Consider the following 13,775-nt stretch of genomic DNA (forward strand, 5'->3'; position numbering starts at 1 on the left):
TAGTTCCTCGAGCAACTCATCTTTCTTCGTGAGCGTGTTTCGCGTCCACTTCGCAAGCCCATGGTTCTCGATTATCGAGTCTCGGCGTTCCTCGTCCATGTATGCTAACATAACCTTCCCAGCGCCAGAACAGTGAAGAGGAAATCTGCAACCTACGTACGAATCAGTGCTGAGGGCATTCTTACCCTCAGAACGATAGAGGTAGATCGATTCTCCGTTCGATTCGATTGTAAGTATCGCGAGTTCATCAGTCTCGTCGGCGATGGTATCGACGACCGGCCGAGCCTCCTTGTAGAGTTTGTTGTGTGCGCGAGCGGCCCCTCCAAGAGTGAGACAATTGAGCCCAGGAAGGTACTCTTCGCCGCGTTTCTCCAAGTAGTGGCGGCGTAAAAGCGTCTGCAGGTGATTGTAGGTACTGCTTTTTGAGAGTTCGACACGGCTGTCTACTTCGGCTAGTGTCGCTCCATCTAACTCTACGACAATCTCGAGAATGGTGAGCGTCTTGTCGACTGCTTTTATTCGAGGCTGGTCAGCGTTCGTCATTACAAAAACCTATTCTTGTATCACATAATAACTTATGGGTTATACTGTCAAACAAACGAAAACAGAATTTGAGAGAGGTGTGCTAACGGTCACCCTCATATTTTATATATTCGAACATGGAAATCGGAACGAAATGAAGAGTGCACTCGAAGACGTGAAGATAGCCGATTTCACACAAATGATGCAGGGTCCCTGGGCAACCCAAAAGCTAGCCGAGATGGGGGCTGACGTCATCAAAATCGAACGCATCGGCGGCGAGTGGGAACGGACGCTCGAGGCTGGCGGCGAACTGTACGAGGGAACTTCCCCGTTCTTCCTTGCGATGAACCGGAATAAACGGAGCATCACGCTCGATCTGAAGTCCGAAGAGGGTCAAGAGGTCGCACTCGATATCATCCGTGAGTCAGACGTCCTCGTCGAAAATTTCCGTCCCGGCGTGATGGAGAAATTCGGGCTCGGGTATGATGACGTCTGTGAAGCCAACCCAGAGATCATCTACGTCTCGGGATCCGGCTTTGGGAGCAGTGGCCCGTACGTTGACCGCCCTGGGCAGGACCTCTTGCTCCAAGCGATGACCGGACTCGCGAACCAGACGGGGCGGAGAGACGACCCACCGACACCCGCAGGCTCTGCCGTCGTGGACGAGCATTCTGCGATGCTCATCGCGTTCAGTATTCTGGTCGCACTGTACCACAAACAGCGGACGGGAGAAGGACAACGAGCCGAGGTCAACCTCATGAACTCGGCTATCGACTTCCAGTGTCAAGAGATAACCGCTGCTCTGTCTACGGACATGGAAGTCAACCGCAGCGAAGCAGGAATTTCATCCCCGTTTAACAGTGGACCGTACGGCATCTATGAGACTGCAGATGGTCACGTTGCGATTGCTATGGCACCAGTGGACGTTCTCGCGGACACACTGGGACTCGAAGAATTGCAGCAGTACGACGGTACGGAGTTCGAAGACCGCGATGAGATTAAACGCGTTCTCGAAGCGTACACCAGAGAGTGCGAGACAGAATCACTATTGACTCGACTGTTAGACGCCGATGTCTGGGCGAGCAAAGTGAACGACTTCCACGAGATGGCCGAGGACCCGCAGGTCCAGCACAACGACATGGTCCGGACATTCGAACATCCGGAAGTGGGCGAGTACACGACGACCGGTATTCCAGTGACGTTGTCCGAGACGCCGGGCGAAATCACGAGTCAACCTCCCATGCCCGGCGAACATACTGACGAAGTTCTCGGTGAACTCGATTACTCGGACGAGCAGATTCGAAAACTCCACGAGAACGATGTTGTCTCGCGAACTGACTAACCGGACATAGGCATCTGGAAAAGGAGCGGCGAGTTGACAACGCCACGAAACGTCTATTTTCATCTCATACTGTTCCGTAGTCCTTAACCGCGGGAGAAGTGACGGAGAACCGAGTTACCGGTCCGAGAGCAGCGACCAGAGTGTGTACGCTACGTAGTAGTCCGTCCAGACGAGACCGTTGTCGGTAACGTACTCGCCAGGCTTGTTGAAACAGCCGTGACGAACCATCCCACGACGCTCGTCGTCCTCGTCTGTCACGAGGTACGACTCAAGAAGGGAATCGAGGATTTCCGCCCCCGTACCGCGGAGGTTCTCACACTCGGGGACGTCCGGCAGCCGACAGAGACCGTACGCGGCGAGAGCCGCTGCACTGGTGTCTCTGGGTTCCGTCTCGGCATCGAGTTCTATGTCCCACGTCGCGACGAGGTCTTCTGGAGCGTGTTCGGTGTAGTAGTTGGTCGTAGCCTCAAGCGCATTTAGATAGCGCTCCGCTCCCGTTTCGGTGTATGCACGGGCGAGACCTGCGATGTTCCACCCCTGGCCGCGAGCCCAGCAGGTTTCGTCACTCGCAGCCAACTCGTTGTACTGTCTCCCGAGTGACCCGTCTGACTCATCGAACATTGCGTGGTGCCAAGTGCTCCCGTCGTCTTTGATGTACCAGTCCAGGTGCCGGTCTGCGTGCGAGATCGCGACGTCACGAAACACCGGATCACCGGTTTCCTCGAAGGCCCGCCAGAGAACTGGCAGTGCCGTATAGACATTATCTACGGCCCCGATGTAGAGCCCCGACGGGTCGTCTTCCGTTTTCGCACCTCGGAAGTTGTCTGGACCGCGAATCTGAAAGTTACCGAGCGGTATCTGTCGTGCCTGTTCGTTGTAGTTTGCAACCATAGCGTCTGCACCCGCAAGGCCGAGACCAAAGAGGTCACGTTGACTAGTTGTATCGTAGCCCCTAAACCCGGCGTACAGAAGGTTCATTCCACGGAACATCGTCGTCTCGGGGAGTTCTCCGACCAACGTATCAGTGTACTCGTCCGCCGCTGAATTTAACCGGTCGGCCTGTGCGTCGTCGTCCGTCAGGTCGGCCGCGAGCCGTAGAAGTCCAATCCAGTGACCGCCACACCAGTCGCCGTCCGGTGTCGTCTCCCATTCGCCTGTCTTCGGATCGGCGAAGTAAGGGAATTCGGGCTCGACGTCGTCGAGCGTAGATTCGACACGGTGTACGATTGCGTCCAGTCCGTTCGCTAGTCGCTGTTGTGAGGGAAGCGTGCCCATAGTCTGACGATTACGGACGATATGATAAATTTAGCTGTTACCACGTGTCGGACGGTTCGACGACCGAGGGCCGAGGAACGCTGTCCACCGGAGCTCAATTTGAGGGTGATGAGACATCGAGCGTTAGCCACGTCGAGAGCGTCTCTTTGGGACCAAGTGTCAGAAGCGTCCCGGTCCCATCTTCTCCTTGTGACTCCGGGATGTTCGCTGCCGGCCACCCTGTGGCAGGTTCGAGGCCGAGGACGTACTCACGGCCAAAGAAGGGTGAGTCGGTGTACCCGCCGTATGAGCGCCAGCACCACAGACTGTCAAACACGTCAGTGTCAAAGGCGACGGTGACAGCGAGGTCAGCTGACGGGTTTTTTACCGTATACGTCCCGTCCGAGAGTGTGTGAATGTAAGAGAGGTCATGAATTCTGGAGTTCGGCCCACTGATGGCGCTGAGGTCAACTCCGTCGGTAGAGACTGGCCACTTGAACTGTTCGCCTGGGATGAGTTCGGATTCCCCTTGCGGTTCGTTGTCGACGGTTACGAGGCTCTCCGGGAGTTCGATTACTGACTCAGGGCTCAGGAGTGGTTCGCCGAAGGCGATGTGTTGCAACCAGACGACTGGGAGGCTACACTCGCTTTCGTTCTCGACATCCCATTCGATTCGAATCTCAGACCCCTGCAGTTCCATCCGTCTCTTCACTCGGACTGGGTAGCGAACGAGTTCTACAAAGCAATCGAGAGCAGCGACTGCTGATGGTTGGTTTGGAAATTCGATGTCCCAACCCATGAACGGTGTCTCACCGTGCAGTCCGTACGTCGCGCCCTGCGCTGACCCACCGACCCCAGCTAACGGGAGACAATCTTGCCATCCCCCCGGGTAGTGGTCCATCCAAGCAGTCCCGTCGTAGGTTGAGGGACGATATGGTCCATCGAGTGACTGCCAGTTGTGAGGCGCTTCGAACAGGATGTTCTCGCTATCTCGTGGGCGCACGGCGACGATATCTGCTCCTTTGTCCGGAAGCACATCCACAGATAGAGACTCTGTTTCTAGCGTTACGGTCCGCATCCCGCCGTATGCGGTACGTTCAATTGTTCGTGTCATGCGGCAGCCTGAGCGTCTTTTTCCACGGATTTAATTGTTGCTTGGGAAGACTTCGGTTTTTCATAGAGGTCGTGCCTTCACAAAATGGTGGTTAAAAATACTTCAGATATATGTAATGGACGATTAGAAAGTATTAAGTATGGATGTCAATAATAGACGTTTCGTAATCCCCCCATGACAGACAATAGTATACATACTGGGCGTAGAAAATTCATTAAAGCAGGCGGTGCTGCAGCGATTGCTGGCCTCGCTGGATGTAGTGGAAGCCCTCCGTCAGGAACTGGATCAGGTGGTGAAGAATCTGGCGGTGGAGCTGCCACCGGTTCGTCTGGGAGCGAAACGCAGACCGTCGAGATATGGATCGACGAAGGGCAGTCGGCGTCGTCGTACGGTGAGGAGTTAGATAGGATCTTCTCCCAGTTCGAGTCAGACACTGACTACGAGGTGAAACTTAGTGCGACCCCGTACCCCGAATTCCTTGACAAGATTCAGACGGCACTTTCGGGTGGTCAAGGTCCGGACATAATCAAGGCGGACGTCGTCTGGACGGCGGCTCTGGCTGACAAAGGCTGGCTCGAAACGCTTGACGACCGATACGAGGACGCGGATTTCAGTACCGACGATTTCTACGACGCGAGTGTCAGGACGTCTATGTGGGACGGTGACCTGATCGGTGTGCCATACATGGACGGTGAGTGGGGACTCTGGTACTACAACGCGGACATGGTGGAAGAAGCAGGATACGATCCGATGGACCCACCGATGGAGACGTGGGACGACGTAATTCAGGTCGCGAAGGACATCAAAGCGAACACTGGAAAAGCTCCGATATCGATGACTGGTGCCGACACCGAGACGCTCTCGGCGCAGTGGAGTGGATTCTACTTCACTACCGGTGCCTCTAGCTGGCTCAACGACGACCAGACTGAGGCGGTTATCGACCAGGAAAGCGGCGTCAAGACGGCACAGTTCTATCAGACGCTGAATGAAGAAGGGCTCCTTCCCAACGGGACGGCAAACAACAACCAGTTCGATATGCGGAAATTATTCACGACGGGTCAGACTGCGATGTACCAGGTCGGAAGTTGGGAGCGAGACATTCTCACAGAGAAGTCCGACATCAACTTCGGTATCACGAGCAACCCGATGGCACCGGGAGGCGAAAAGAGCTCGATGTACGGCGGGTTCAACTGGGTCATGAACAAGAACTCGAACGCGAAGGATGGTGCGTGGCAGCTAATTGAACGACTCACCACGAAAGAAGCACAACTCAACACGGCGTCACTCCCTCCAGCCATGATTTCGGCATCCGAGGAGCGATTCTCTGACTGGAAAGATCCACTGGGTCGCGATGCAGGTTCGCTACTGCTTGAGCAAGTTAGCAACGCCAAGCCGCGTCCGGTCCACCCAAAATACCCGAGCATGTCCACCGCACTTCGACAATCGATGCAGAGCGTACTGCTCGGTGACATGACGGCGGAAGAAGCGATGAACGACACAGCGTCGAAAATAAACGAACTACTCTAAGGGAACATGGCGACATCTACAAACCAGGATTCCAAATCCGATACACTCGTCGACAGACTCCTTGACGGAGATATTTCTGTCGGCGTCTGGTTCGTCCTGCCGACACTCCTCATCATGGGAGTGATTCTGATATACCCGCTCGTACGGACGGTCTGGTTGAGTTTCCACGTCGCTCAGGGAAGCCAGTACGTGTGGGTCGGTCTGCAGAACTACATCGATGTCCTCGAGTCAGATTGGCTCGGTGGTGTCATTTTCAACACCGTCCTCTGGACGGGGCTCACCGTCGGACTGCAATTTGCGGTCGGCATCGCGGCTGCGATGCTCCTGAACACGAAGTTTCGTGGTCGAGCGTTCGTTCGCGGCCTCTGGCTGGTCCCGTGGGTCACCCCTGGTATCGTTGCCGCACTGGTCTGGAAGTGGATGTACCATCCCCAGTTCGGCGTTCTGAACCGATTCCTCACCGATATCGGACTCACCGATAGCTACATCGCGTGGCTTTCGAACCCAGACCTCGCGATATTCGCCATCATCCTCGCTGGCGTCTGGAAAGGGTTCCCATTCTCGATGATTATGTACCTCGCTGGCCTGCAGAGTATCAACCAAGACCTGTACCGTGCGGCCCACATCGATGGAGCACCGTGGTACGCCCGATTCTGGCACGTAACGCTCCCGCAGTTACGACCGGTTCTGAAGGTGACGATATTGCTCACGACGATTTGGACCTTCAACTACTTCGTACTCGTGTTCGCGATGACCGGCGGTGGCCCCGCGGGTTCGACTGACATCCTCCCCAACAAGGTCTACACGCTTGCGTTCAATGAGTTCCAGTTCGGACTGAGTTCCGCACTCGCGATCATCATGTTCCTCATTCTCATGGTTTTCATGGTGTTCTACGTGCGTGCGCTCAAGCAGCAGGGGGAAGAGCTATGAGTGCCATCGAGGCCTCCGAAAGTGCGCTGATGCGGCGCGCGCGTTACGTACTCATCGCCGTGATGACTGTCGTCATCACCTTCCCCATCCTGTGGATTTTCCTCTCCTCGATTAAACAACCAGACGCACTGTTCACCTCTCCGCCACAGGTGTTCCCGAGGGAGGTCACACTGGAACACTACCGGAGTATCATCACAGATAGCCTCCTATTGCGCTATCTGTTCAACAGCATCGTCGTGGCGTCTCTCACGACGCTGGTTTCGTTGCTACTCGCCGTCTTCGCAGGATATGGGTGGGGTAAGTTCGACTTCTACGGGGCACGGACCACCTCGGTGTTCGTCCTCGTGAGTCAGATGTTCCCCGTCGTCGTCCTCATCATCCCGCTGTTCGAGCTTCTGAGCCGGTTCTCGATGCTCAACTCCTATCAAGGGTTGGTGTTCGCCTACTTGGTGTACACCGTGCCGTTGTCGACGTGGATGCTGAAGGGGTTTTTCGAGGGTATCCCGGAGAACGTTCTGCGCGCTGCGCGAATCGATGGTCTCTCAGAACTGCGCGTGTTCACCGAAATCGCACTCCCACTGGTCGTTCCGGGCATCGCCGCAACCGCCATCTACGCATTCATCATGGCCTGGCAGGAGTTCTTCTTTGCGTTGACCTTCATGCAGGAAGACTCACTGAAGACCCTTCCCGTCGGCCTGTTGGGATTCGTCGGTCAGTATGACGTCTCGTGGGGTGCGCTGATGGCCGCGTCGTTCGTCACGGTACTGCCCGTGACTGCCTTGTTCCTGTTCCTTCAGCGGTACTTCATCCAGGGAATAGCAAGCGGTGCGGTGAAAGGATAATTCATCATGTGTCTAAACCAATATACTCACAGTGCGGTTGAATCCGGCCGAATGCCGCGGCGTCGCGGCAGACGCCACTCGGACAGAGCATCAATGTTGGAGCGTCCGGGGACTGCTGGAACGATAGAACGACAAAACACAACACGGAGTGGTAACAAATGAGTGAACTGAGATTCGACAGCGTTTCGAAGGTGTACAGTGGCACGACCGTCGCGGTAGACGATCTCGACCTTACTATTGAAGACGGTGAGTTCGTGGTCCTCGTTGGCCCGTCAGGCTGCGGAAAGACGACGACACTAGAGATGATCGCGGGGTTGCAGAAGCCGACGTCGGGTGATTTCACAATCGACAACGAAGTCGTCAATGAACATCCCCCACAAGAGCGGGGTATCGCGATGGTGTTCCAGAACTACGCGCTCTACCCACACAAGACGGTTCGAGAAAACATCACGTTCGGGCTCAAGTACACGACTGACCTCGGAGCTTCCGAACGCGACGAGAAAGCACGAGAGGTTGCCGAATTACTCGGCATCGAACAGTTACTCGACGACAAGCCAAAACAACTTTCGGGTGGTCAGCAACAGCGGGTTGCACTTGGCCGCGCGATCGTCCGCGACCCAGAAGTGTTCCTTCTAGACGAACCACTGTCTAACCTCGATGCGAAGCTTCGGACCGAGATGCGCGCGGAGCTCCAGCAACTGCAAAAGGACCTCGGTGTCACGACAGTGTACGTCACGCACGACCAGACGGAAGCAATGACAATGGGTGACCGGATTGCAGTGCTGAACAGAGGGGTACTCCAACAGATAGGAGAACCTACCGAGGTATACAACGAACCGTCGAACGAGTTCGTTGCGAACTTCATCGGCTCGCCGAGTATCAACTTCGTGCCGGGTCATCTCGAAGACGGGATGGTGACGACGGATCACGTCTCTGTAGACGTCACGGGGTCGCTCATCCGACCGTATGAGGGTGACACCACGCTCGGTATCCGACCACAGGACCTCCGAAAAGCCAGCCCCGACGAAGCCAGCCCGACGTTCACTGCGACGGTGAGGGTGCTCGAGAAATTGGGGAGCGAAAACGTCCTCCACCTCGACGCCGGTGATTTAGAACTCGTCGCAACTGTTGATGAATCGGTCTTACCTGGAATCGGTGACAGTATCGAACTCGCGGTGGACGAAGAGCGTGTTCACGTCTTCGACGACGAGGGAAAGAGCATCAAGTACAGGTACAATCCCGATTCAACGGATCGACCTCGGTCCCAGTCGGTACAGGAGCAGTAATCCATGAGCGACGAACTAACCTACGAAGTCGAAGGAGAAATCGGCGTAATAACGATTACCCGTCCTGACTCGCTCAACGCACTCAACACCAGCGTCAACGAACAGATCCGCGACGCACTGGAGTCGTTCGAATCGGCCGACGTCAGGGCCGTATTGATCGAATCGAGTGGCGACCGAGCGTTCGTGGCCGGTGCCGATCTCAAGGAGATTCACGGCATGTCGGTTGACGAGTTCATCTCGTACCAGAAGAACGGACGGCGCACTAACGACGCCATCGCTGCTCACCCGAAGCCGGTCATCGCCGTCGTCGATGGACTCGCTTACGGCGGTGGGTTCGAAGTCGCCCTCGCGGCAGACATGGTCGTCTCAACGCCAGATGCGAAGTTTGCCTTACCCGAGGCGAAACTCGGCCTTCTCCCCGGCGGCGGTGGAACCCAGCGGTTGACGCGCATTGCCGGTACGAACGCGACCAAAGAGTTGTTGATGACAGGCGAACCGATAGATGGAGAACGTGCACACCAACTCGGCATCGTCAACCGTCTCGCTGACGACCCATCACGAGAAGCGCGGGAACTGGCTGATGAGCTAACTGCCACCGGGCCGCTAGCGACCGCTGCTGCCAAAGAATTGGTCGACGAGGGAATCCAGGCACCGCTGGATACTGCGCTCACGCTTGAACAAGAGGTCACCTTCACACTCTACGGATCGGACGACACATCAGAAGGGATTGAAGCGTTCGTCGAGAGTCGAACACCCGAGTTCACGGGAGAATAGTTTCGGACCGGCGCTTTCTTCTTGAAGTCCTACTCGAACAACGAATCGCGATCTAGTTTTCCAGTGCGGAGTTCAGGCAACCGGTCGACGAACTGGATCTCTCGAGGTTTCTTGTAGGGTCCGAGCCGTTCGGTGACCACATCTTGAATGCGTTCTTCGATCATTTCGGGTTTCGCGCCGTTCGTAGGAACGACCACTGCCTTCACTCTCTCGCCGCGGTCTTCATCCTTCACTCCGCCGACTGCTACCGCTTGTACCTCAGGTAGACTCTCGACGACGGCTTCGACCTCAGTGGGACTGATTCGATAACCTGAAGAGAGTATTACGTCGTCCTTCCTTCCCTGTACGGTCACTTCTCCGCCCTGTGAGATAGTTGCGATATCTCCAGTTCGTAACCATCCTGAGTCGGTGAAAGTTGCGTCCGTAGCTTCTGGACGATTCCAGTAGCCGGAAAACACTGAGGGACTTTCAGCATCGACAAGTAACTCACCGGTGGCATTCTCCGTCTCGTGGATGCCTTCGTCTGTCTCGACGGCGACTCTGTGTCCGGGGTACGCACATCCCGTGCTCCGCTTTTCGTGAGAGAGGTCGTATGCTGGTTTGGCTTGACCAACTATCGCGTTTGCTTCTGTCTGCCCGTACGCTTCGTTCACGGTCACCTCAAGTGTTTCCTCCACCCACGACTTCAGGTCTTCAGAGAGTGGTTCACCACCGCACATTATCGTTTGCAGTGCTGACGGTGCGGTTATATCGGTATCCAGTATGGACCGCGCTTGACGGAGAGCTGTCGGTGGGAAGAATGCGTGTGTGACTTCACCATCCTCAAGAAATTCCACGGCCTGTTTAGGGTCGAATCCAGTTCGTCGCGGCTTCGAAACGACCGTGCCACCTACAGCTAACGTGGGATAGCACACGTCGAACAGTGCACCTGCCCACGCCCACTCTGCTGGTGTCCAGACACGGGCAGAGCGCTGTTGTTTTTTCGTCAATAGCTGGTACCAGAGTTGATACCCCGAGAGTGAGCCAATCAGGTACTGGTGGTCCTGTATGACTCCTTTGGGTTTGCCGGTCGAACCAGAGGTGTATAACAGGAACGCAGGATTAGTTCCAGCCGATTCACTCGTGTTGCCGTCGCTTGGTTCGTTCTCGGTATCCCAGGTGCCTGGATGCTGTGGTTTCACCACGTCTTCGAGACGTTCGACCGGAGCCTCGCTCTCCTTAGGCAACGTCCCAAACCGTTCCAGTGCCGGTGCTTCGATGCAGAGCATCGCAGGGTCTGCGTCTGAGAGAACGTATTCGAGCGTTTCAGCACCGAGAAGAACTGATATTGGTACTACGATAGCGCCACGTTTGAGGATTCCTAGATGGAGCGCCAATAGCCATGGAGACTGTGCCCCACAGGTTGCGACGCGGTCTCCAGGCTCGATGTCCGCCTCAGCGAGTCGACGTGACACAGCAGACGAAGCCGAATCTAATGCTTCGTACGTCACCGCTTCCTCTGAACCGTCCAGCTTTCGGTGCAAGACTGCTACATCGGAAGCGCGTTCATCGTCGGGAAAGTCGAATATCGCTGCCGGGATTGAATAGTCGTCAGGAATCTCCCACGTGAACTGCTCGCAGAGGTCCTGATATGAATCGGGCCAGCGTTCTGCGGTTACGGTGTACCCAGTCGGTGTCTCTATTACCTGTCTGGGAGATCTCATCTGTTCAACACCACAGTAGCGAGGGTGTTTGCTCCGTTCGTTACTGACACTGGAATCATATTCTTCTCATATTTTACTTCGTGTTTACACGCGATGTGCTGCCCAACCCCCATCGACGTAGATGTCGGCACCGTGGACGTAACTCGCTTCTTCACTGGCGAGGAATACGGCAACGTCGGCAACCTCTTCGGGGGCACCCAGTCGAGGGAGGAGAGTCTGTTCTCGACTTATCTCGATGCTCTCTTGGTCTTGGTAGTCTTGCATGGGTGTTTTGATGAATCCCGGTGAGATGCAATTTACATTCACGTCGTGTTCGCCAAGTTCAGTCGCTAGGTCTCGGGTGAGATTCACCAAACCAGCGTTCGCCGCGGCGTATCCAGGTCCTGACCCTCCCTCGGTTGCGTTGACCGACGCAACGTTCACGAGATGGCCATTTGACTCCTTGAGATGTGGGACTGCACTCTTCGCACAGTAGAACGCACCGTCTAAATCCACAGCGAGTTGTTTGTTCCAGTCGTCGACAGAGGTCTCTTGGCTGTCTCCGGGAATGTATATTCCGGCGTTGTTGACGAGTACATCCAAATTACCGTACGTTGAGACGGTTTCAGCGATGACGTCTTCACACTGTTGCGGGTCAGTAACGTCAAGCGAGAGAAACCGCCCTTCCCCAGGAGTCTCCTCGTCGATTATCTGTTCGGTCGGTTTGGCAGCGTCGGTGTCGTAGTGTTCGCCTGCGTGTGGTTCATTGCTACGGGATGCGCAAACGACTGTGGCACCTTCCTCTCCGAACCGAATTGCCATTGCTCTCCCTATCCCGCTTGATGCACCGGTAACGATGACTACCCGCCCCTGATGCCGGTTGCTCTGCATGCATAGAAAGACACCCGTGTACTGAAATAAGTATTCCCGTTCATCTAACTCTTAGAGGGGATATCCCAGGTGGTCGACTCGCATTTTTAGAGTGTGAAACAACTTTTCGACAAGGTCTCGTTCAACGTAGTCGAGCCGATCGCTCAATCTGGGAAAGCACGCTGGGAGAACTGCCCATCGCGGGACCAATCGATTCAGACAGTGGCCAAGAGTTGCTTGAACGTGGCTGGGAGGCGACAAAACAAGAGTTCGAACGGAACCTTGGGCGAGTCCGAGAAGGTATTCAGGACCTCAACACCGAGGCAATCATGCGTGACGAGGAGTTGATCTGACACGCTTGCTACAATCTCGGGGCGTACCGTGGACCGTCGCTCTTCTTGTACGACGAGTACGGCGGTTCGATTCGTCATCGTGGCCAGCTTGATCGTGTGCTTGAGTCCGACGAGCAGATGTGGATTATCCCGACGGACTGACTGTGAATGCGAACGGAGACATTTGGTCCGCTCGGTGGGACGGCAACGCACTCGTTCGGTACACGCCAACCGGAGTCAGGACGGAGCGACTCAGCTTCCCGGTCAAGAAGGTATCCAGCGCCACCTTCGGTGGGCCCGGCCTCGAAACTCTCTACGTCACGACAGCAGGAGGCGATGGGCGACCAGACGAGGGAGCACTCGCTGGGTCGTTGTTTCGGTACACGCCAGGCAGTTCCGGACGTCCGGAGTTCCGCTCGCGAATCGCTCTCCAATACGAAGAGTTATTCAGAGCGTGCAGATTCGACCGCCGCAACGAATGCTGCGGCCTGAGACCGAACACCATCCATATTCTCGTCCTTGATTGCCTCGTAGTTGACGAGCGCCGACCCAGCGCCGACAGCGACAGCACCCGCGTCAAAGTATGAGCCGACGTTGTCGGCCGACACGCCGCCAGTCGGCATAATTGGAATATCACCGAGTGGCCCTCGTAGCGCACTTACGTGACTCGGACCGACAGTCGATGCAGGGAACAACTTGAGAATATCCGCGCCGGCGTTCATCGCTCCGACAGCCTCTGTCGGTGTCATAATCCCCGGGACGGCGACGACATCCTCGTCGTTACAGACCTCAATGACCTCCGTGTTGAGGTCGGGGGCGAGCACGAACGATGCGCCGGCATCGATAGCTGTATGAGCAGTTTCAGCGTCCATTACCGTTCCAGCACCGACGACGGCATCCGTCTCACGAAGTGCCCCCTCTACTGCGGAAATCATCTCGGCATAGTTCGGATTGTCTGCCGTGATTTCGAGTGCGGTGACCCCACCTTCGTAGATTGCTGTTGCGACATCGACGATTTTCTCTTCTGGGATACCACGGAGCACTGCGACGATATCGCTATCTATGAGATGTTGCTGAACGGATTGCTTTCGACTCACAAGTGTGTATTTGGGAGTTGTTGTAAAAAGGTTCTCTGTCTCACACGTAGCACTGTCACAAATTATTGCGACGAAAAAAAGTGCCACGAACCTCGTGACGCCGCTCCGATGAAGAAAATGTCGCGAATAAAGAGGTTTTACCTCAGCCGGTTTTTACGCACCCTGATGTGAGCGATGAAGTTACATTGGTTCATCGGTAGACG

General features: G+C 55.5%; 12 protein-coding genes and 3 pseudogenes. 8 read left to right on the top strand and 7 right to left on the bottom strand.

Going from position 1 to position 13,775, the window contains the following annotated elements; translation table 11 throughout:
- The coding region (locus tag AUR65_RS15930) for an IclR family transcriptional regulator (protein ID WP_058567823.1) at window positions 1-543 on the bottom strand (543 nt) is incomplete at its 3' end.
- 133 nt (window positions 544-676) lie between these two features.
- Between AUR65_RS15930 and AUR65_RS15935 the strand changes: the two genes are divergently transcribed.
- Window positions 677-1,864: a CaiB/BaiF CoA transferase family protein gene (locus tag AUR65_RS15935; RefSeq protein ID WP_058567824.1), complete on the top strand. Its 1,188-nt coding sequence runs from the start codon at window positions 677-679 to the stop codon at window positions 1,862-1,864.
- Between the two features lie 114 nt (window positions 1,865-1,978).
- On the opposite strand, the gene AUR65_RS15940 is transcribed toward AUR65_RS15935, so the two are convergent.
- Together AUR65_RS15940 and AUR65_RS15945 are read right to left on the bottom strand one after the other, a co-directional pair.
- Entirely contained in the window at window positions 1,979-3,139 is a 1,161-nt protein-coding gene (locus AUR65_RS15940) for a glycoside hydrolase family 88 protein (RefSeq protein WP_058567825.1), read from the bottom strand.
- 94 nt (window positions 3,140-3,233) lie between these two features.
- On the bottom strand, window positions 3,234-4,232 hold the full coding sequence (locus AUR65_RS15945; RefSeq protein ID WP_084816481.1) for a DUF4432 family protein: 999 nt from the start codon (window positions 4,230-4,232) through the stop codon (window positions 3,234-3,236).
- Window positions 4,233-4,406: 174 nt separating this feature from the next.
- On the opposite strand from AUR65_RS15945, the gene AUR65_RS15950 reads away from it, so the two are divergent.
- The 5 genes from AUR65_RS15950 to AUR65_RS15970 all read left to right on the top strand — a co-directional run bounded on the left by AUR65_RS15950 (window position 4,407) and on the right by AUR65_RS15970 (window position 9,591).
- Window positions 4,407-5,759: an ABC transporter substrate-binding protein gene (locus tag AUR65_RS15950; RefSeq protein ID WP_084816482.1), complete on the top strand. Its 1,353-nt coding sequence runs from the start codon at window positions 4,407-4,409 to the stop codon at window positions 5,757-5,759.
- A 6-nt stretch (window positions 5,760-5,765) separates the two neighbouring features.
- Window positions 5,766-6,689 (top strand): carbohydrate ABC transporter permease, encoded by a 924-nt coding sequence (locus AUR65_RS15955; protein ID WP_058567828.1) that lies wholly within the window; start codon window positions 5,766-5,768, stop codon window positions 6,687-6,689.
- Window positions 6,686-7,531, top strand: coding sequence for a carbohydrate ABC transporter permease (locus AUR65_RS15960; protein WP_058567829.1), 846 nt, complete (start codon window positions 6,686-6,688; stop codon window positions 7,529-7,531). The genes AUR65_RS15955 and AUR65_RS15960 overlap by 4 nt, the downstream gene beginning before the upstream one ends.
- 158 nt (window positions 7,532-7,689) lie before the next feature.
- Window positions 7,690-8,817, top strand: a complete 1,128-nt coding sequence (locus tag AUR65_RS15965; protein ID WP_058567830.1) for an ABC transporter ATP-binding protein — start codon at window positions 7,690-7,692, stop codon at window positions 8,815-8,817.
- A gap of 3 nt (window positions 8,818-8,820) precedes the next feature.
- Window positions 8,821-9,591 (top strand): enoyl-CoA hydratase/isomerase family protein, encoded by a 771-nt coding sequence (locus AUR65_RS15970; protein ID WP_058567831.1) that lies wholly within the window; start codon window positions 8,821-8,823, stop codon window positions 9,589-9,591.
- Between the two features lie 29 nt (window positions 9,592-9,620).
- Here AUR65_RS15970 and AUR65_RS15975 read toward each other — a convergent pair whose 3' ends face one another.
- The 3 genes and pseudogenes from AUR65_RS15975 to AUR65_RS15985 form a co-directional block, all read right to left on the bottom strand.
- Entirely contained in the window at window positions 9,621-11,294 is a 1,674-nt protein-coding gene (locus tag AUR65_RS15975; protein ID WP_084816483.1) for an acyl-CoA synthetase, read from the bottom strand.
- A gap of 84 nt (window positions 11,295-11,378) precedes the next feature.
- Window positions 11,379-12,164, bottom strand: a complete 786-nt coding sequence (locus tag AUR65_RS15980) for an SDR family NAD(P)-dependent oxidoreductase (RefSeq protein WP_084816484.1) — start codon at window positions 12,162-12,164, stop codon at window positions 11,379-11,381.
- 72 nt (window positions 12,165-12,236) lie between these two features.
- Window positions 12,237-12,311 (bottom strand): annotated as a pseudogene (locus AUR65_RS15985) (IS6 family transposase); the annotation flags it as partial.
- Between AUR65_RS15985 and AUR65_RS20550 the strand changes: the two are divergent.
- Window positions 12,312-12,637 (top strand): annotated as a pseudogene (locus AUR65_RS20550) (hypothetical protein); the annotation flags it as partial. It abuts the pseudogene before it with no gap.
- Between the two features lie 2 nt (window positions 12,638-12,639).
- A pseudogene (locus AUR65_RS20305) lies at window positions 12,640-12,744 on the top strand (SMP-30/gluconolactonase/LRE family protein); the annotation flags it as partial.
- Window positions 12,745-12,918: 174 nt separating this feature from the next.
- Here the strand turns inward: AUR65_RS20305 and AUR65_RS16000 are convergent.
- The gene (locus tag AUR65_RS16000; RefSeq protein WP_058567833.1) at window positions 12,919-13,572 is read right to left on the bottom strand and encodes a bifunctional 4-hydroxy-2-oxoglutarate aldolase/2-dehydro-3-deoxy-phosphogluconate aldolase; all 654 of its coding nucleotides are present in this window, start codon (window positions 13,570-13,572) and stop codon (window positions 12,919-12,921) included.
- Window positions 13,573-13,775: the final 203 nt, after the last annotated feature.

Source organism: Haloferax marisrubri, from assembly GCF_001469875.2.
GTDB lineage: Archaea > Halobacteriota > Halobacteria > Halobacteriales > Haloferacaceae > Haloferax > Haloferax marisrubri.